We start from the raw sequence: 18,900 nt of genomic DNA, 5'->3' as shown, positions 1-18,900 counted from the left end.
CACCCAGCCGACCGCCAGGTCCTGTGGAGAGCCGTCCGCCTCGAAGTGGCATTTGATATTCTCCTACCACTGTTCGATCGGGGGAGGGATGGTATGCCGGGTGGACGCCGAGCGGCACTGGAGCTCGGGCGCCGACTCCGAGCGCTCGCGGCCGAGGGCTTCATCATCGCCGGCATCGGTTGCGCGCTATTCGCGGTCTGGACGGGCTGGTGGACCGACGTCCTCGCGCGGTCCGATCAGCGAACGATGCTCGCCGCCATCGAGCCGCCGCTACAGCACGAGCCCGGAGCGATACGGCGGTCCGCGCCGCCGGTCGTCGCGACGCCCGGCGACCGCTCGGTATTCGCAACGATGCGCGTCCCCCGCTTCGGCGCCGACTACGTCCGTCCGATCGCGGAGGGGGTCGATCGCCGCACGGTCTTGAACACGGTCGGCCTCGGCCACTATCCGGGGACGGCACTGCCGGGAGGCGCGGGGAACGTCGCGATCGCCGGTCACCGGGTGACGTATGGTCGCCCGCTGTTCGATATTGCCGAGCTCGAGGCGGGGGATCCGATCATCATCCGGGTCGTCGCCCCGGAGCAGGGCGTCGATGCCTGGTATGTCTACCGGGTCACAGCGAGCCGGGTCGTCGCACCGACAGACGTCGATGTGATCGCGCCGGTGCCGACCGATCCGGCGCGTGCACCCATGCACGACGAACGTCTGCTCACCCTGACGGCCTGCCACCCGAAGTGGTCGGCCGCGGAGCGGTACGTGACGCAGGCATCCTTCGATTTCTGGATGGACGCCGCCGACGGCACGCCGGCGGAGGTCGTGTCGCGCTGACGCGCACGCGTGAGTGCGGATGCCGAAACGGCCGCCATCCGTTTCCGGATGACGGCCGTTCGATCGGATCAGGCGCGATGTGCGGGATGCCGGTCGTCCGGCTCCGCGGCCTGTTCTGCCGCGCCGACGTCGTCAACGGGGCGATCGGTCGCCGCGTGCGCGCTCCGCGATGGGTGGTCGGCGACGGCCCGAGCATCGGCGTCGGATGCCGACGCGGTCGCTGCGTCCTCATGCTGGCCGGGAAGCGGGTGTGAGCGCTCGAGCTTTGCGCCTTCCACGTCCACGTCCGGCAGGATCCGGTCGAGCCACTTGGGGAACCACCAGGCGGATCGTCCGAGCAGGTGCATTGCAGCGGGGATGAGGAGCATCCGGACGACGAAGGCGTCGACGAGCACGCCGAAGGCGAGTCCGAACCCGATCGGCTGGATGGTCGACGAGTCGGAGAAGATGAACCCGGCGAACACGGCGGTCATGATGATCGCCGCCGTCGCGACCACCGTGCGTCCGGCATGGAAGCCGCGCTGCACCGCGACCCGGGCCGATGCGCCATGCGCATATGCCTCGCGCATGCCGGACACCAGGAAGAGCTGGTAGTCCATCGCGAGCCCGAACAGCACCCCGACCTCGATCGTCGGCAGGAAGCTCAGGATCGGCTGCGGGTCGTGCACACCGAACACCGCGCCGAGCCACCCCCACTGGTAGATCGCGGTGAGACCTCCGAATGCCGCGAAGAGCGACAGGATGAACCCGGCGGTCGCCGTCAGCGGCACCAGGAACGATCGGAACACGAAGATCAGGATGATGAGCGAGAGTCCGACGACCACGACGAGGTAGAGCGGGAGCGCTGCGGCGAGCTTGTCGGATACGTCGATGTTGCCGGAGGCTGTGCCCGCGACGCCGAGATCGATGTTGCCCGAGATCGGCGACATGTTTCGGAGCGACCGCACGAGCTGTTCCGTTGCGACGCTCGACGGGCCGGACTTCGGAATCACCTCGTAGGCGATGACTTTGTTGTCGCTGGAAGCGCCGATCGGGGTGACGGAGGCTACGTCGGAGTGCGACGCGAGCTTGTCGCCGATCTGGACCTCTTGCTGGGTCAGCGCGTCACCGGTCTTCGCGCTCGGCAGGTTCGCGACGACGAGCAGCGGGCCGTTCACGCCGGCGCCGAACTTCGCCTCGGTCACCTTGTACGCCTTGTACTGGTCGCTCGATGTCGGTTCGGACGCGCCGTTCGGCAGTCCGAGGCGCATGGAGAGCGATGGGATCGCGATGGTGAGCAGGGCGGCGACGCCGACGACAAGGGTGATGATCGCGCGAACCGTCGACATCGGCTTGCTCGGGACGCGGGTGGCCCCGGTCGAGCCGATCGAGGCGCGCTCCTTCTTGCGGAGGATTCGCTGCCCGACGAGCGCGAGGATCGCGGGCGTGAACGTGATGGCGATCAGGATCGCGACTGCCACGCCGACGGCGCCGACCGTCCCCATCAGGCCGAGGAACGGAATGCCGGTGATGTTCAGAGCGGCGAGCGCCACGACGACCGTCGACCCGGCGAAGACCACCGCGTTGCCCGACGTGCCGTTCGCGAGGCCGATCGACTCGTGCACCGACATGCCCTGGCGGAGTTGCGCACGGTGCCGGTTCAGGATGAAGAGCGAGTAGTCGATGCCGACCGCGAGCCCGAGCATGACCCCGAGCACCGGAGTGGTCGAGTTGAAGTCGACGATGCCCGAGAACGCGAGCGTCGCGAGCGCGGAGATGCCGACGCCGATGATCGCGGAGAGGATCGGCAGGCCCGCGCCGATGAGCGTGCCGAGCATGACGAACAGTGCGATCGCGGCGATCACCAGACCGCCGATCTCGCCGGGCCCGAGCACGCTCGGCACGGTCTGCGCGATGTCGTTCGATACGTACGCGGACACGCCGGGGAGCGATGCGTCGTGCACCGTCGAGATGACCCGATCCTTCAAGGACGCAGGGACCTCGAAGGTGCCCTTCGTGAACTGCACGGTGCCGACGGCGGCCGACCCGTCCTTCGACACGAACTTCGTGCTGGTCGACAGGTCGTACTTCTTCTGGTTCAGGGAGAGCGTCGCCGACTCACTGTTCAGCTTCTTCGTGTTCGCGTCGATCTGCTGCTGCGCGCTCGTGATCTGCTGTTGGCCCGCGTCGATCTTCGCCTGCTCGGCCTGAAGCTGCTGGGCGGCAGCCGCCTGCGCGGCGGCTCCGGCTGCTGCTGCCTTCGCTTTCGCCGCATCGAGCTGCTGCTGTGCCTGCTGCAACTGGGTCTTCTGTTGATCGAGTTGTTGCTGCGCCGACGCGAGCTTGCTCTTGCCATCGGCGAGCTGCTGTTTCGCGTCGCTCAGCTTCTTGCCCGCGTCAGCGATCTGCTGTTCGGTGGTGAACGGATTTGTGGTGGCGCGCACACCGCTGAACTTGCCGATCGACGTGAGCAGATTGCCGACATCGGTCTTCTCGGCGGCGGTGAAGGGCTTGCCGTTCTTCGTCTCGAAGACGATCGTGCCGCTGCCGCCGGACGCCTTCGGGAACTGCTTCGCCAGCTGGTCGCTGACCTGCTGCGTCTTGGTCCCGGGGATCGTGATCGATGAGGAGAGCGCCCCGTGGAAGGCTGCGTACGCCCCTCCGGCGAGGCCGAGGATCACGACCCAGGCGACGATGACGAAGGCGCCCCGGCGCGCGGAGAAGCGCCCGAGTCGATAGAGGAGGCCTGCCATGGTTTGCGTGCTCCGATCCGTTGCTGTGGTTGCGTCGTGGTTTGGATCGGGGTGCGTCGGTGGACCCCGGGTGGGTGACGGGTGGTCTTAGGACTCGGGCAGGTACCCGGAGCGGATGCTCTCAAGCAGTCTGCTGAGTAGCTCGAGCCAGCGCTGGTCGGCTGCGGGGCTTCGCTCGCCGTGGGTTTCGAGCAGCCAGCGTTTGGCGATGACGACGATGCCGTTGAACAGCCCGGTGACGAGGAGCTCCACGTCGAGCGGGTCGGCGCCGGGATTGCGACGCTGGACCTCGGCCTGGAGGCTCGCTGCGGTTCGGGCGAACGCCTCTTGTGTCATGACCACGCCGCGTCGGTCGTCGTGCTCGTGTCCTCCGAGGATCGATGAGACCCGGCTGATCGCCGCGCCCAGCTCGGCTGCCCGGAGGGTCTCGGCGAGCTCGGTGAACATCGCCGCGCGGCTGCCGTCACCGACCGGCGTCGCGGCGGCCGCGGCGAGGAACTGGTCGACGACCACCTGCAGTTCGGCGGTCCCGACCGTGACCACGATCTCGTCGAGCGACCGGAAGTGGTTGAACACCGTCCGCCGCGATACATCGGCGCGCTCGGCCAATTCGTCCACGCTGAACTCGTTCGACCCTTCTGCGATCAGCGCACGTGCGGCCGCGACGATTGCTTCGCGGTGCCGCGCACGGAGAGCCCTGCGCCGATCGGTCGTGGTGGTCACGGGAGCACTGTACGCCTCTGCTGCACTCGGTGCAATGTTGCACTGAGTAAAGGCTCAGGCGCGCTCCGGTGCTGCCGATGTCCCACGCCGGACCGACGCGTCCGCGCCCGACTCGGGTGCGGACTCGCCGCGCCCGAGCCGAAGCGTCGCGAGGAGTCCGATGACCAGGAACCCCGCGGCGGACCACGCGGCGACCCGCGTCGCATCGCTGAAGGACTCGGCGGCGAGGGCTGCGGCCTCCGGCTGCTGCTGTCGGAGGCCCGCGATCGCCCCGCCCGACGAGTTCACTACAGCGTTGGCCACCGATGTCGCGGCCGCTGCAGGCACGCCGTGGTCTTCGAGCCGCGTCTGCAGCAGCGAGCCGGACAGGCCGAAGAGGATCGTCCCGAGGATCGCGATGCCGAGGGCCGATCCGATCTGCCGCGCGGTGCTCTGCGTTCCGGAGCCTTCCCCGCTCCGGGAGATGGGGACGTCCTTCAGCACCACGCCGGTGAGCTGGGCTGTCGCGAGTCCGACGCCGAACCCGTAGACGAACAAGCACGGCACGACGGCCCACCAGTGCGTGCTCGCCGAGATCACGAATCCGAGCGACGCGACACCGACGATCTCGGCAGCGATCCCGATACGGACGATCGGGAGTGCACCGATGCGCTGACCGGCGGTGGCGGCGAAGCCGCTTGCGACGAACGAGCCGATCGCGAGCGCGAGCAGGATGAAGCCGGTCTGCAAGGCCGAGTATCCGAGCACGTTCTGCAGCCAGATCGGGAGCGCGAGCACGATGCCGAACTCGCCGAGCGACACGATCATCGCCGCGATGTTGCCGTTGCGGAACGACGCGATCGTGAACAGATCGAGTGCGACCAGCGTTGCACGGCCGCGCGCGGCGCGCGCACGGCTCCACCACACGAATGCGATCGCCGCGACCACGGCGAGACCGAACGCGAACGGAATCGGCGACAACGAGGCCGGGAACGACCAGGCGCCGACGGTGAACTGCTCCTTCGGCGACCACCACCCGTACGTGCGCCCCTCGACGAGCCCGAAGACGAGCGATGCACTGGCGACGATGCTCAGCACGGCGCCGACACTGTCGATGGGCCCGGCATGATCGCGGTCCCGAGACTCCCGAACGACGGTGAGTGCGCCGATGATGATCGCGATCGAGATCGCCGGATTGATGCCGAATGCCCAGCGCCAGGAGAAGTCGGTGGTGAGCCAGCCGCCGAGCAGCGGGCCGACGGCGACCATGCCGCCGATCGTCGAGCCCCAGATGGCGAACGCGATGCCGCGTTCACGGCCTTGGAACTCTGCATTGACGAGCGAGAGTGTCGTCGGGAGCACCATTGCGCCGCCGATGCCCTGCACCACGCGGGACAGGATGAGGAGGCCGCCGCTCGGCGCGAGCGCGGCGAGGATGCTCGCGAGCGCGAAGATCGTGACCCCGATCACGAGGAGGCGACGGCGTCCGACGCGGTCGGCGAGCGACCCGAACACGAGCAGCAGTGCGGCGAAGACGAGGGTGTAGCTCTCTTGGATCCACTGCACCCCGGTCGAGCTGACCTTGAGATCGTCGACGATGGACGGGATCGCGACGTTGACGATCGTCGAGTCGACGATGATCAGCGCCACGGCGAGGCTGATGAAGATGAGTCCGATCCATCGACGTGGGTTGACGGTGGTGTCGGACGACGTGCTCGGTTCGGCGGCCATGTTCACCTTTCGACTGCTATCAGCATGCTTACTACTAGCCTACCTATCTGTCCGGAAACCGGCGCTGGCGACCCGAATCTGGGGACAGCGGGCGCGCCTCCGGGCAGGATCGAGCAATGAGAAGACAGCGGGTCACGGTGCTCGCCGGCGGCGTCGGCGGCGGCCGGTTCGCATGCGGGGTGCGGGACCTGTTCGCGGATCAGGATGCGGACCTCCGGATCGTCGTCAACACCGGTGACGACATGTGGTTCGCCGGCTTGCGCGTCTGCCCGGACCTCGACTCCGTCATGTATGCGCTCGCGGGCGTCAACGACTCCGAACGCGGCTGGGGTCGCGCCGGCGAGAGCGAGCGCGTCAGTGCCGAGATGGCCGCGTTCGGCATGGACACCTCGTGGTTCACGCTCGGCGATCTCGACCTCGGAACGCACATCGCTCGGAGCGCCCTGCTCCGTAGCGGCACCACGCTGACCGAAGCGACGCAGCGGCTCAGCCGCCGGTGGGAACTCGGGGCAACCGTGCTGCCGGTCACGGACGCCGAGGTTCCGACCCTCGTCGACGTCGAACTGGACGGCCACCCGGCCCGCATCCACTTCGAGGAGTGGTGGGTTCGCCACCGCGCAGCGATTCCGACGAACGGCTTCGTGTTCGAGGACGCCGCAGCGGCGGGCATCAGCGCTGCGGCAGCGGAGGCCATCCGCGATGCCGACATCGTGCTCATCGCGCCCTCGAACCCGATCGTCTCGATCGCGCCCATGCTCGCGATCCCGGGCGTTCGCGAGTCCATCGGCGCCAGTCGCGGCCGCGTCATCGGTGTCGCGCCGATCATCGGCGGCCACGCGGTGCGCGGGATGGCCGAGCAGTGCTGTGCGGTCGTCGGGGTCCCCGCCACCGCACAGGGCGTCGGCCTGTATTACGGGGCTCGGAGTGCAGGCGGCATTCTCGACGGCTGGATGGTGGACACGGTCGACGCCGATGCGATCGGGCCGCTCGCCATGGGCGGAATCCATGCCCGGTCCGTGCCGCTCTGGATGCGCGACGCGACGACGACGCGCGCCCTTGCTGCCGCCGCCGTCGAACTCGCCTCATTCCGGCCCCTCGTCGAGCCCGCCCGGTGAGCGACCTGCTCGTGTTCGCGCCGACCGGGATCCCCGAGATCGACGCGGGCACCGATCTGCTTGTGGTGATCGGGGACGCGCTCGCCCGCGATCCGCACGGGGTCACGAACGGCGACATCGTCGCCGTCACCAGCAAGGTGGTCTCGAAAGCCGAGGGCCGAACTGCACCGGCGTCGGAGCGAAGCCGCGTCATCGACGAAGAGACGGTCCGCATCGTGGCGGAGCGGACCAGCCCGGACGGGCGAATCACCCGGATCGTCGAGAATCGGCTCGGCATCGTCGGTGCCGCGGCCGGTGTCGATGGGTCGAACACGGCGCCGGGCACGATCCTCCGACTCCCTGTCGATCCGGACGCCAGCGCGGCCTGGCTCCGTTCCGGTCTGGAGGCACGGTTCGGCTGCCGTCTCGGCGTGGTCGTCACCGACACGCTCGGCCGGGCTTGGCGGCAGGGCCAGACCGACGTCGTGATCGGAGCAGCTGGGGTTCGTGTGCTGCTGAACCTTGCTGGCACACCGGACGCCGGTGGACGCCCGCTCGGGGTGACCGCGCCCGCGGTCGGCGATGAGATCGCCGCAGCGGCCGATCTCGTCCTCGGCAAGGCGTCGGGGCTGCCGGTGGCGGTGCTCCGCGGGCTCGGGCACTTGCTCGACGACGCCGCGCCGGGCGCACGATCCTTGCAGTACCCCGCCGATCGGGACTGGTTCCGCCAGGGGTCGGAGGAGGCGTATCGCGCTGGCTTCGCCGCAGGGCGGGCGTCAGCCGCGCCGTGACCGCCTGGACCGTGCTCATTCCGGTGAAGGGAACCGCTGCCGCGAAGCGGCGCCTCGGCGCGACGGCGGAGCAGGCGCTCGCGATCGCCCTCGACACCGTGGCTGCTGCGGTTCCGGTTGCCGATGTCGTCGTCGTCACGGCGGCCGATCCGGCGCTGTTCCGACCCCTCGGAGCGCGGGTGCTCACCGAGCCGAAATCGATCGCGGGGCTCAACGCGGCGCTCCGGTGGGGGCTGGAACGCATGCCGGAAGACCAGCCGACGGCGTGCCTCCAGGGCGACCTGCCGGCGCTCCGCCCAGACGAACTGCGGCGCGCGCTCGCCGCGGCCGGGCGGTACGAGCGAGCGATCGTGCCGGACGCATCGGGCACCGGGACGGTCCTGCTCACTGCCCGTCGAGCGGACGCGATCACGCCCATGTTCGGGATCGACTCGGCGCGTGCGCATGAGCGGGCGGCGTTCGTCCGCCTTGCGCTCTCCGACATCGACGGGCTGCGGCAGGACGTCGACACACCGGCGGATCTTGTGCGGGTCGACGGTCGGGTGGGGGAGCGCACGGCTCGAGCGTTCGGGATCCGACCGCGATCCGTTTTGTGACGCTGCAATACGGCGGATTCGCAGCGATTCATAGCGAGTGCAAGGATTGACGCGTTGGTTGCATCGACAACCTCGTGAAGGAGAACCCCCCGGATGAAACGCCTCACCGCGCTGAAGACCGCCGCCATCGCTGCCGTTGCCGCCCTCGCTCTTGCGGGGTGCTCGTCGACGGGCGGATCTCCCAGCGGATCGGCAAGCGGGTCGAGCGCGGGCGGCACGCTGACCGTGCTCACACCGGCATCGGCGGTGCACCTCGACCCGGCGACGAGCGAGAACCTCGCCATCACCACGCTCGGGCTCATCGTCCGTCGCCTGACCGCCTGGGACATTGAGCCGGGCAAGCCCGCGAAGGTCGTTCCGGACCTGGCGACGAACACCGGGGTCTCCTCCGACAACGGCAAGACGTGGACGTATCACCTGAAGAGCGGGATCAAGTTCCAGAACGGCAAGGAGATCACCGCGCAGGACATCAAGTGGGGCGTCGAGCGGTCGTTCGCGCCGACACTCACCGGCGGCCTCAGCTACCACAAGTCGCTCCTCATCGGCGGGGACACCTACAAGGGGCCGTTCACCGGGCAGTCGCTCTCCAGCATCGACACGCCCGACGCCTCGACCATCGTGTTCCACCTCAACACCTCGTACGGTGACTGGCCGTGGCTCGTGTCGATGCCCGCGTTCGCGCCGGTTCCGGTCGGCCAGGGGACGACTGCCGCCTACGACAGCAACCCGGTGTCGTCGGGCCCGTACCAGGTGCAGTCGAACCAGCAGGGATCCCAGCTGACGCTCGTTCGGAACAAGTACTGGAGCGCCAAGACCGACAGCGTCCGGACCGCAGGCCCCGACAAGATCGTCTACCAGGAGAGCCAGGACCCCTCGACCGTCACCCAATCGCTCATCGCCGATGCCGGGAGCGCGCAGACCTCGTTCGACGCGAGCTACCTCGGCGCGGCCGAGCTGAACCAGGTCCGCGCCAACCCGGACGCGCAGAGCCGCCTCGCGACGAGCAAGGCCGGGCCGATCAACTACCTTGCGATCAACACCTCGAAGGGGTCGCTGAAGGACCTGACGGTGCGCAAGGCGCTCGAGTACGCCGTGGACAAGCAGTCCTTCCGTCTCGCGGCGGGCGGATCGCTCGCCGGCACCTACGCGTCGACGCTCATCACACCCGGGATCGCCGGCCGCCAGCAGTACAACCTGTACCCGGCGCCGGACACCGGTGACGTCGCGAAGGCGAAGGCGCTGCTGAAGCAGGCCGGCGTCTCCGGGCTGAACCTCACCCTGATCACTCAGAACGACTCGTCATCCCTTGCCGAGGCGCAGGCGCTGCAGCAGGGCATCGAGCGCGCGGGGATCACCGTGACGCTGAAGCCGGAAGACACCGACACCTTCTACACGGACGCCACGAACAACGACGACTACGACCTCGCACTGTTCAGCTGGCAGCCGGACTTCCCATCGGCGAACGCGAACATCCAGCCGCTGTACGCATCGAGCCAGATCGGCAACGGTGGATACAACGTCTCGCACTACTCGAACCCCGCCGTCGACGCCCTCATCCAGCAGGCGACCGGCGCGGTGAACCAGCAGCAGGCGCAGAAGCTCTGGGTCGAGGCGGACAAGAAGATCATGGCCGACGCGCCGATCGTGCCGCTCACCTACGCGAAGCAGTCCTTCCTGCACGGTTCCAAGGTGCAGAACTTCCAGATCGCGGACTTCCCCGCCTATCCGAACTACCTGAAGATCACACTGGCCAAGTGACCTCTTCCGCGCAGGAGCCGATCCTCGTCGTCGACGGGCTCCGCGTTGCCTTCGGGCGCGCGGAGCCCGTCGTCGACGATGTCTCGTTCACCCTCACCCCCGGCCGGGTGCTCGCCCTCGTCGGCGAGTCCGGCTCCGGCAAATCGGTATCCGCGATGAGCGTCCTCGGGCTGCTCCCGCGAACGGCGCACGTGACCGGCAGCGTCCGCTTCCGGGGCGATGAACTCATCGGGGCACCCGAGCCGTCGCTGCAGGCGGTTCGCGGCGCTGGGATCGGCGTGGTGTTCCAGGAGCCGATGGCGTCCTTCACCCCGGTGCTCCGGATCGGAACCCAAATCGCCGAGGCGGTTCGGGCCCACGGCACCGACCTCGACCGCGAAGGCGTGGCAGATCGGGTTCGCGCGCTGCTCGATGCGGCCGGGATCGCCGACATCCCGCGCGTCATGCGGTCCTTTCCGCATGAGCTGTCGGGCGGCCAGCTGCAACGGGCGATGATCGCGATGGCGCTCGCCGGGGACCCGGTCGCGCTGATCGCCGACGAACCCACGACCGCGCTCGACGTGACGGTCCAGGCCGGGATCCTGGATCTGATCCGCAGGCTGTGCCGTGAGCGGTCCCTCGCGGTCCTGCTCATCACGCATGACATGGGTGTTGTCGCCGACGTGGCGGACGATGTGCTCGTCATGCGCCGCGGAGTCGAGGTCGAGCATCAGCCTGTCGACGCGCTCTTCGCACACCCCCAGCAGGCCTACACACGGGCGTTGCTCGACGCCGTTCCCGAGCTGGAGGCGCGTCCCGGCTCCGACACGGCGGGCGCTGGTGAACCGGCGGTCGCGCGATCGACTGCCGCGAGCCTCCAGCATGTGTCGATCCGCTACGCGCGGACCGGCGAGCCCACCGTGGCGGACATCGACCTGACGCTCCGCGCCGGGGAGACGCTCGGGCTCGTCGGGGAGTCCGGCTCGGGGAAGTCGACGATCGGGCGGGCGCTCGCGGGCCTCGTGCCGGTCGTGTCCGGCACGGTGATGGTCGGCGGTCAGGACATCGCGCGGGCCCGCGGACGCGCGCTGCGCGCAATTCGCAGTCGCGTCGGACTGGTGTTCCAGGATCCCGCGTCGTCGCTGAACCCGCGCGCGACGATCGGCTGGAGCATCGCGGAGCCGCTCACGCTGCACACCGACCTCGACGAGGCTGCGCGCCGCGCGCGCGTTGCCGAACTGCTCGCGGCCGTCCAGCTCGACCCGGCGATGGCGACGCGATTTCCGCACGAGCTGTCGGGTGGGCAGCGGCAGCGCGTCGCGGTGGCTCGCGCACTCGCGCTCCGACCGACGCTCGTGATCGCGGACGAGCCGACGAGCGCCCTCGACGTGACCGTGCAGGCCGCTGTGCTCGACCTGCTTCGGGCTCTGCAGGCCGAGCTCGGGTTCGCGTGTCTGCTCATCAGTCACGACCTCGCCGTCGTGCGCTCGCTCGCGACCGAGGTCGTCGTGCTGCGTCAGGGGCGCATCGTCGAGCACGGCGCGACGGAGCAGGTGCTCTCGCAGCCGACGAGCGAGTACACGCGCATGCTCCTCGCCGCCGCACCGGTCGCGGACCCGGCGCGTCAAGCCGAGCGCCGGGAGGCGTGGCAGGCGTTCGCAGCCGACGAGCAGGCAGGGGAGACGGCAGCATGACGACGACGCACATGCTCGACGAACCGGCGGTCGCGGCCCCTCGGACCACGGGCCTCCGTGCCGTGCTTCGGCGCGTGTTCCAGGACCGGTGGGCGCTGGCGGCGGCGATCATCATCGGCGTCTACGCTGTGGTCGCGATCTTCGCACCGCTCATCGGCGCGCTGAGCGGCCAGAATCCGTACTCGTACCACACCGACGCGCTGAACGGCTTCGGGGCCCCGACCGGCGCCGGCGGCGGGATCAGTCCGAAGCACTGGTTCGGGCTCGAGCCGCTCAGCGGGCGCGACCTGTTCGCCATCGTCATCTACGGCGCGCGGACCTCGCTGGGGATCGGAGTCGCCGCGACGATCCTGTCGATCGTCATCGGCGTGCTCGTCGGTGTGTCCACCGGATTCCTCGGCGGCTGGTACGACCGCATCCTCAGTCGCGTCGTCGACGTGCTGTTCGGGTTCCCGTCGCTGATCTTCATGATCGCCCTGACGGCGATCGTGCCGCGCACGTTCCCGGCGCCGATTCTCGTGGTACTCGTGATCGGCTTCTTCGGGTGGCCGAGCGTGGCGCGGGTGATCCGCGGGCAGACGCTGTCGCTCCGCGAACGCAATTTCGTCGTGGCATCGACCGCGATGGGTGCCGGCGCGTGGCACGTGATGCGGACGCAGCTGCTCCCGAACCTCGCGGCGACGATCACCGTGTACGCGACGATCTCGATCCCGTCGATGATCGGAGCGGAGGCCGCGCTCTCGTTCCTGAGTGTCGGTGTCACCCCGCCAACCCCCTCCTGGGGCCGAACGATCGGCGACGCGATCGCGTGGGTGCAGACCGACCCGATGTACCTGGTGTTCCCGGGCGCGGCGCTGTTCATCATCACGCTCGCGTTCAACGTGCTCGGCGACGCGCTGCGCGATGCGATCGATCCGCGTCGCCCGACCCGGACGGGAGGCCCGGCTTGACGCTCGCCCGATTCATCGTCGTTCGTATCCTCGGTGCACTGCTCGTGCTGCTCATCGTGGCCGCGGTGACGTACGCGCTGTTCACGCTCCTGCCCACCAACCCGGCGCGCGCGATCTGCGACAAGCCGTGCACGCCGGACCGGCTGGCGGAGGTCAAGGCATTCCTCGGCACGGACAAGCCGTGGATCATGCAGTTCCTCGCCTATCTCGGCGGCATCTTCGCGGGCCGGTCATTCGGCACCGGTTCCTCGGCGCTCGTATGCGGCGCGCCGTGCTTCGGGTACTCGTTCCAGCTGCACGAGAGCGTGACGACGCTCATCCTGTCCCGCCTGCCCGTCACGGCCTCGATCGCCGTCGGCGCCGCGGTGCTGTGGCTCGTCGTCGGCGTCGCCGGGGGGACGACATCCGCCCTGAAACGAGGAAGCGCGCTCGACCGCTCGGTGATGACGTTCGCGGTCGCGGGAGTGTCCGCACCGACCTATCTCGTCGGGCTGCTGCTGATCCTGCTGTTCGGGTTCGTGCTCCACATCCTGCCGGCCAGCGGATATGTGCCGTTCACCGAGGATCCCGTCGCCTGGTTCACGCATCTGATCCTGCCCTGGGTCACGATCGCGTTCGTCAGCGGCGCGATCTACGCACGGCTCACGCGCGGCGAGATGCTCGAGTCGATGGGGCAGGACTTCATCCGCACCGCGCGCGCCAAGGGCATCAGTGAACGTCAGGTGGTCGTACGGCATGGTCTCCGCACCGCGATCCTGCCGGTCGTCACGCTGTTCGGCCTTGACCTCGGGTCGCTGCTCGGCGGCGCGATCATCACCGAGAAGGTGTTCTCGATGCAGGGTCTCGGCGCGCTCCTCATCGACGCCGTGCACTCGCTCGACCTGCAGGTCGTCGTCGGCTTCACGGTGTTCGCCGCATTCCTGATCGTCGTCGCGAACGTCATCGTCGACATCGTCTACAGCGTCGTCGATCCGCGGGTGCGGCGGCGAGCGTAACCATCCGACCCAGTTGTCAGGCTAGCTTGGTGCTGCCAAATTGGGCCAGCGCCCGGGCGATCTGTGGAACGTCCGCGCGCCCGGTAGCTGCGTCGATCATGAGATTGAATGCAGCGTCCACATCGAAGTTCGGCCGGAGTTCCACGCCGTTGCAGCCGAGGAATACCCATGCCGCAGCCCAGGCGGCACGCTTGTTGCCGTCGATCAGAGCGTGATTTCGCGCCAAAGAATGCAGCAGGGCTGCTGCCTTCTGCCAGTCATCCGGATACGCGTCCACGCCGAAAACGCTGCTCCGGGGCCGGGCGACGGCTGCGTCAAGCAAGCCAACGTCACGCACCGACACCGAGCTCCCAAAGGCGGCAGCTGCGGCAGTCAGGACGTCATCGCGATCCAGAAAGTAGGTCACGCCAAGCGAGCGTTCAGCTCGGCCGAGGTTGCCGCGACCCGCTGCGCCAACTGCGCAACCAGCGCTTTTCGGCTGCGAGCCGCGTTGAGAGCGGTGTCATGCACGTAGGACTTCAGGGACTGCTCCGCGGATGCCGTCCGGATTTCCTCCAGCTCGGCCTCAGTGAAGGTGACGTTGAGGGACGGCATACTCCTAGCTTACGGAGTGAGTACCAAGATCGGTACCGCGATGACTCGGTCGCGCGGCCCGAGGGACCGAGTCCCACGCGCTGTTCCGGACCGCCCTGGCGCACGAGCGGGTGAGAACCCCCAGGGATGGGACGCTCAGAAGTACGTCATCCCGTGCGGCGTTCGCGCTGGCCGCAGCAGGGAGCGGAGGGTCTCGGCCGCTGCGGCGCTGCCGGTGACCAAGCCGACATCGTGCAGCACGACCGGGTCCACCGCGCCGAGCAGGAGCGAGCCGAGCGTCGAGACATCGAGCTCGAGCTCGCCGGCGCCCTCGATCCGGTCGACGCGCCCACGGCCGCCCAGGACGGTCAGCCGATAGGTTCCGTCGGCGTATCCCAGCGTGTCGTGAACGTGCAGCGTGACCGATCCGTCCGCGGCGAAGGGTCGGGATTCGAGTGTTGCCGCGGGGTCGAGGATGCGGAGCCAGACATGGTCCTCCTCATGGTCGATGTCGAAGGCCCGGGTGTCTGCGAGGACGAGGGGCAGCGGATCTTCGATACGAGCGAACGGATAGATCACGCGGTCGGTCAGGTCGATCGAGAGCAGGAACTCCCACAGACCGAGGTAAGCCTGCTCGTCCACGGCGATGAGGTCGACGATCTCGACAGTCGTCGGTGACCCGTCCTGCTCGTGCACGCGGTAGGTCACGTATCCGTCGACGTGGCTATCGAGCCGGTGAACGGCGGCGCGGATCGAGCGGTCAGGCGTGGGATCGCTGAGGCGGTGGCCGAGCAGCGACCCCCACGCGCCCACATTGCGCACCATGGAACCGAGCGTCCGGCTGTGGAACCGGTCGAACACCGCCCGTGCCAGCCCATCGCGAAGCGATGCCGGCGGAACCACCACGACCTCACCGCGCGGCGCGACGAGGAGCGGGAGCGCCCTCGATCGCTGCACGGTGACCTTGCGCTCCCGGATCGCCGGACCGAAGCCGAAGCGCCGGTAGATCGTGCCCTCGCTCGCCGTCAGGCTCGCGAGCGGAAACTCCTGCGCGGCTGCATACTGCAGCGCGTCCGTCATCATTCGGCGGAGAATCCCACGGCGCCGCTCGGTCGGCCGAACCGTGACCGCGCGGATCGCGAACGTGTCGACGCTTGTGCCGTCACCCCAGCTCATCGGCTTCGGCAGCGCACCGAAGGTGCCCACCGGTGCCGCAGCGTCCATCGAATCGGGGGCCGGTTCGCGGCGGAACACGTCGAGCGTGACCTCGTGCTCCTCCATGTGATCGCGGACGTCGGCGGCCAGGGCATCGCGGTCGGGGGCGTCCTGCAGGAACCCGAGCGCGATCGCCTCGATATGGGCCATCGTCGCCGCGTCGGGCTTGCCGGTCGTATCAAGGGCGGGAGCGCCCCAACGGAGTTCGTATCGTGCGTCGAAGTCGGCGTCGCTCACCCTGCGACCCTATCCCCACGCGAATGCACAATTCACCGATTTTTGGAACATTTGGCTAAACTGTCTTCATGTCCGAAGTCGCGTTGACCGACGCCCGTAACAGGCTCTCCACGATCGTCGACGATGCGCATCGCGAGCCGGTGTACCTGCTGAAGCACCATCGACCCGTAGCTGCAATTGTGGACGTAGATCTGCTCGCCCATCTGATGGAGGACGCCGAGGAACTCGCCGACATCCGTGCCGTCGACGCGGCGTGGGCAGAAGCAGAGCGCCTGAGCGAGCTGCCTGTTCCGTGGGATGAGGTGAAGCACGACCTGGGTCTGTCATGACGTATCAGGTCGCATTGCTGCCAGGCGCGGCACGCTCGGTCAAGAAGCTACCGCCCGAAGGCAAACGGCGGGTGCAAGCCATGATCGAACTGTTGGCGACCGATCCTCGACCTCCGACGGCCCGAAAGCTCATCGCTCGGCCGGAATGGCGAGTGCGCTCGGGCGATTACCGAGTGCTCTACCGAATCGAAGACGAGCGGCTGACAATCGTGGTGGTCGACGCCGGGCACCGTCGCAGCGTTTACGAAGACCGTCGTTGAATGCCGCGTTCCTGCATCAGTCCGTCGATCCCTGCGGCGGATGCAGGAGCAATTCGACCCGATCCCGCAGGTAGTCGGCGAGGGGGACCGCGACATCTGACGTGGGACTCCATCGCACGTACGGCGCACCGTCGCGCACGAACAGCGGTCCGGTCGCGCCGATGAGCGAGTCGTCGAGCGGGATCGCAACCGCACCGTGATTCACCGTGTCGCCGAAAGGGATTCGCCCGCGAACCGCTGCGGCGCGGTAGGCGCGGCGCAGCTCCATCGAGCGCGCCACGAACTGGGATCGGCCGGGATCCGTGACGCGCGTGATCGCAGCGGTCGCCCAGACGGAGCCGGACCGGTCCAGGAGGAGCGCGCCGAGCCTCCAGACCCGACCCGTCTGCCGGATGATCGCGTCGCGCCGCACGCCGAGGCGGGTCTTGGCCGACTCGTACACGCCGAGCGCCTCGTCGCGCACGTCCGCGTCCGCGAGCGCTGCGGCCGCTGCGCCGAGGAGCGCACGCGCCGCCTGCACTCCTGGGTCGTCGCTCACATCACCCATCGTGCACGATCCGACGTCGCTGGGAATGCATCGCCCTCTTCATACGGTTGCATGGGCGTATGAACGTGATCGAGTGGCTGTTCAACGCGCAGATCGTCATCGGTCACCAGACCGTGCTCTGGCGCGAGGTCATCGGCAACGTGTTCGGCCTGCTCAGTGCGCTCGGCGGGATGCGACGCAAGGTGTGGGCATGGCCGGTCGGCATCGTCGGCAATGCCCTGCTGTTCACGGTGTTCCTCGGGGCCGTGTTCGGCACGCCGAACCCGGTGAACCTGCTCGGCCAGGCCGGCCGCCAGGTCATGTTCATCATCGTGTCGGTCTACGGATGGTGGCGCTGGACCCGCCGCCCCGACGCGGACGCGCCCGCGGTCGAGATCCGCTGGGCATCGTGGCGCACGCGGGTGCTCCTCGCCGTCGGCATGGTCGGCGGCACGCTCATCCTGACGCCGATCTTCCGAGCCCTCGGCTCGTACGCCCCGGTCTGGAGCGACGCGTGGATCTTCGTCGGGTCACTCCTCGCCACCTACGGCATGGCGAAGGGGTGGGTGGAGTTCTGGCTGATCTGGGTCGCGGTCGACATCGTCGGCGTGCCGCTCCTGTTTTCCGCCGGGTACTACGCGTCGGGTCTGATGTACGTGTTCTACGGCGCGTTCACGCTGACCGGGTTCTTCGTCTGGATGCGGACGCAACGGGAGCGCACGCCCGCCGTCGTCACTGTCGGCTGACCCCGCGGACTCAGTGCCCCTGCAGCGGCACGAGTCGCGCCAGCTGCGTGACATGCCCGGGTTCGAGCTCCTCGAGGGTCGCGACGCCCAGGAGGCGCATGGTGCGTTCGATCTGCTCCGACAGGATCTGGATCATCCGATCCACGCCCGCCTCGCCGCCGGCCATCAGCCCGTACAGGTAGGCGCGGCCCACCATCGTGAACCGTGCGCCGAGCGCGACCGCGGCGACGATGTCCGCACCGGACATGATGCCGGTGTCCAAGTGCACCTCGAGCGAGGACCCGACCTCCCGCACGACCTGCGGCAGGAGATGGAACGGGACCGGCGCGCGGTCCAGCTGACGGCCTCCGTGGTTCGACAGCGTGATCCCGTCGACGCCCGCGTCGGCAAGGCGCCGGGCGTCGGCGAGCGACTGAACGCCCTTGACGACGACCTTCCCCTTCCACTGCGACCGGATCCATTGCAGGTCCTCGTAGGTCACGGTCGGGTCGAACATCGCGTCGAGCAGTTCGCCGACGGTACCGGACCAGCGGTCGAGCGATGCGAACGCCAGCGGCTCCGTCGTCAGGAAGTCGAACCACCACCAGGGCCGGGGGATCGCGTTGATGATGGTCTTGGGGGTGAGGGCCGGCGGGATCGAGAAGCCGTTGCGCTTGTCCCTGAGGCGCGCCCCCGCGACCGGGACGTCGACGGTGACGAGGAGCGTGTCGAACCCGGCCTTCTCGGCGCGGGAGACCAGCGCCATGGACTTCTCGCGGTCCTTCCACATGTAGAGCTGGAACCAGTTCCGGCCGTGCGGATTCGCATCGCGCACGTCCTCGATCGCGGTGGTGCCCATCGTGGACAGCGCGAACGGGATACCCGCGCGTCCGGCCGCGTGCGCTCCGGCGCGTTCCCCCTCGGTCTGCATCATCCGGGTGAACCCGGTCGGCGCGATTCCGAACGGATACGCCACGGGTGCACCGAGGACATCCCACGATGTCGAGACGTTGGAGACGTCGCGCAGGATCGCCGGGGTGAACTCGATGTCCTCGAACGCCTGCCGGGCGCGCGCAAGCGAGATCTCTGCCTCGGCGGCGCCCTCGGTGTAGTCGAACGCGGCGCGCGGTGTGCGTCGCGCCGCGATCGCGCGGAGGTCCCAGATCGTCAACGCGTTGTCGAGCC

Annotated in this window: 19 protein-coding genes; 11 read left to right on the top strand and 8 right to left on the bottom strand. The window is 68.6% G+C overall.

Annotated features, from left to right (window positions below):
- Nucleotides 1–93 precede the first annotated feature (93 nt).
- The gene (locus CAM01S_RS13925; RefSeq protein WP_066523097.1) at nucleotides 94–828 is read left to right on the top strand and encodes a class E sortase; all 735 of its coding nucleotides are present in this window, start codon (nucleotides 94–96) and stop codon (nucleotides 826–828) included.
- Nucleotides 829–896: 68 nt separating this feature from the next.
- Here CAM01S_RS13925 and CAM01S_RS13920 read toward each other — a convergent pair whose 3' ends face one another.
- From CAM01S_RS13920 to CAM01S_RS13910, 3 genes are all read right to left on the bottom strand, one after another.
- The gene (locus CAM01S_RS13920) at nucleotides 897–3,560 is read right to left on the bottom strand and encodes an MMPL family transporter (protein ID WP_083528082.1); all 2,664 of its coding nucleotides are present in this window, start codon (nucleotides 3,558–3,560) and stop codon (nucleotides 897–899) included.
- 87 nt (nucleotides 3,561–3,647) lie between these two features.
- A complete protein-coding gene (locus tag CAM01S_RS13915) occupies nucleotides 3,648–4,283 on the bottom strand; it encodes a TetR/AcrR family transcriptional regulator (RefSeq protein ID WP_066523093.1) in 636 nt (211 codons plus the stop codon).
- Between the two features lie 54 nt (nucleotides 4,284–4,337).
- Complete coding sequence (locus CAM01S_RS13910) at nucleotides 4,338–5,993, bottom strand: DHA2 family efflux MFS transporter permease subunit (RefSeq protein ID WP_066523091.1); 1,656 nt, start codon at nucleotides 5,991–5,993, stop codon at nucleotides 4,338–4,340.
- Between the two features lie 116 nt (nucleotides 5,994–6,109).
- Between CAM01S_RS13910 and cofD the strand changes: the two genes are divergently transcribed.
- The 7 genes from cofD (at nucleotide 6,110) to CAM01S_RS13875 (ending at nucleotide 13,850) form a co-directional block, all read left to right on the top strand.
- Nucleotides 6,110–7,108 carry a 2-phospho-L-lactate transferase gene (gene cofD / locus CAM01S_RS13905; RefSeq protein ID WP_066523089.1) on the top strand — a complete coding sequence of 333 codons (999 nt, stop codon included), beginning with the start codon at nucleotides 6,110–6,112 and terminating at the stop codon, nucleotides 7,106–7,108.
- Complete coding sequence (gene cofE, locus CAM01S_RS13900) at nucleotides 7,105–7,878, top strand: coenzyme F420-0:L-glutamate ligase (protein WP_066523085.1); 774 nt, start codon at nucleotides 7,105–7,107, stop codon at nucleotides 7,876–7,878. Before cofD ends, cofE begins: the two co-directional genes overlap by 4 nt.
- Entirely contained in the window at nucleotides 7,875–8,474 is a 600-nt protein-coding gene (gene cofC / locus CAM01S_RS13895; protein WP_066523083.1) for a 2-phospho-L-lactate guanylyltransferase, read from the top strand. Before cofE ends, cofC begins: the two co-directional genes overlap by 4 nt.
- Before the next feature lie 93 nt (nucleotides 8,475–8,567).
- Nucleotides 8,568–10,232 carry an ABC transporter substrate-binding protein gene (locus CAM01S_RS13890; protein ID WP_066523074.1) on the top strand — a complete coding sequence of 555 codons (1,665 nt, stop codon included), beginning with the start codon at nucleotides 8,568–8,570 and terminating at the stop codon, nucleotides 10,230–10,232.
- Nucleotides 10,229–11,905 (top strand): dipeptide ABC transporter ATP-binding protein, encoded by a 1,677-nt coding sequence (locus CAM01S_RS13885; protein WP_083528080.1) that lies wholly within the window; start codon nucleotides 10,229–10,231, stop codon nucleotides 11,903–11,905. The genes CAM01S_RS13890 and CAM01S_RS13885 overlap by 4 nt, the downstream gene beginning before the upstream one ends.
- On the top strand, nucleotides 11,902–12,855 hold the full coding sequence (locus CAM01S_RS13880) for an ABC transporter permease (protein ID WP_066523071.1): 954 nt from the start codon (nucleotides 11,902–11,904) through the stop codon (nucleotides 12,853–12,855). The genes CAM01S_RS13885 and CAM01S_RS13880 overlap by 4 nt, the downstream gene beginning before the upstream one ends.
- Nucleotides 12,852–13,850, top strand: coding sequence for an ABC transporter permease (locus CAM01S_RS13875; RefSeq protein WP_066523070.1), 999 nt, complete (start codon nucleotides 12,852–12,854; stop codon nucleotides 13,848–13,850). The genes CAM01S_RS13880 and CAM01S_RS13875 overlap by 4 nt, the downstream gene beginning before the upstream one ends.
- A gap of 16 nt (nucleotides 13,851–13,866) precedes the next feature.
- Here the strand turns inward: CAM01S_RS13875 and CAM01S_RS13870 are convergent, their stop codons facing one another.
- The 3 genes from CAM01S_RS13870 to CAM01S_RS13860 form a co-directional block, all read right to left on the bottom strand.
- A complete protein-coding gene (locus CAM01S_RS13870; protein ID WP_066523063.1) occupies nucleotides 13,867–14,256 on the bottom strand; it encodes a type II toxin-antitoxin system death-on-curing family toxin in 390 nt (129 codons plus the stop codon).
- The gene (locus CAM01S_RS13865; RefSeq protein WP_066523059.1) at nucleotides 14,253–14,444 is read right to left on the bottom strand and encodes a hypothetical protein; all 192 of its coding nucleotides are present in this window, start codon (nucleotides 14,442–14,444) and stop codon (nucleotides 14,253–14,255) included. Before CAM01S_RS13865 ends, CAM01S_RS13870 begins: the two co-directional genes overlap by 4 nt.
- A 135-nt stretch (nucleotides 14,445–14,579) precedes the next feature.
- Entirely contained in the window at nucleotides 14,580–15,875 is a 1,296-nt protein-coding gene (locus CAM01S_RS13860; protein WP_066523055.1) for a GNAT family N-acetyltransferase, read from the bottom strand.
- A gap of 68 nt (nucleotides 15,876–15,943) precedes the next feature.
- Between CAM01S_RS13860 and CAM01S_RS13855 the strand changes: the two genes are divergently transcribed.
- Both CAM01S_RS13855 and CAM01S_RS13850 read left to right on the top strand, forming a co-directional pair.
- Entirely contained in the window at nucleotides 15,944–16,204 is a 261-nt protein-coding gene (locus CAM01S_RS13855; RefSeq protein ID WP_066523054.1) for a type II toxin-antitoxin system Phd/YefM family antitoxin, read from the top strand.
- Entirely contained in the window at nucleotides 16,201–16,464 is a 264-nt protein-coding gene (locus CAM01S_RS13850; protein ID WP_066523053.1) for a type II toxin-antitoxin system RelE family toxin, read from the top strand. Before CAM01S_RS13855 ends, CAM01S_RS13850 begins: the two co-directional genes overlap by 4 nt.
- A gap of 16 nt (nucleotides 16,465–16,480) precedes the next feature.
- Here CAM01S_RS13850 and CAM01S_RS13845 read toward each other — a convergent pair whose 3' ends face one another.
- Nucleotides 16,481–17,002: a hypothetical protein gene (locus CAM01S_RS13845; RefSeq protein ID WP_157071593.1), complete on the bottom strand. Its 522-nt coding sequence runs from the start codon at nucleotides 17,000–17,002 to the stop codon at nucleotides 16,481–16,483.
- A gap of 68 nt (nucleotides 17,003–17,070) precedes the next feature.
- Between CAM01S_RS13845 and pnuC the strand changes: the two genes are divergently transcribed.
- Nucleotides 17,071–17,736 (top strand): nicotinamide riboside transporter PnuC, encoded by a 666-nt coding sequence (gene pnuC, locus CAM01S_RS13840; protein ID WP_066523049.1) that lies wholly within the window; start codon nucleotides 17,071–17,073, stop codon nucleotides 17,734–17,736.
- 10 nt (nucleotides 17,737–17,746) lie between these two features.
- Here pnuC and CAM01S_RS13835 read toward each other — a convergent pair.
- On the bottom strand, nucleotides 17,747–18,900 hold a 1,154-nt coding region (locus CAM01S_RS13835; protein ID WP_066523045.1), incomplete at its 5' end, for an alpha-hydroxy acid oxidase.

It is taken from the genome of Curtobacterium ammoniigenes NBRC 101786 (assembly GCF_001571045.1).
Taxonomy (GTDB): domain Bacteria; phylum Actinomycetota; class Actinomycetes; order Actinomycetales; family Microbacteriaceae; genus Curtobacterium; species Curtobacterium ammoniigenes.
This window is presented reverse-complemented; position numbering and strand designations above follow the sequence as displayed.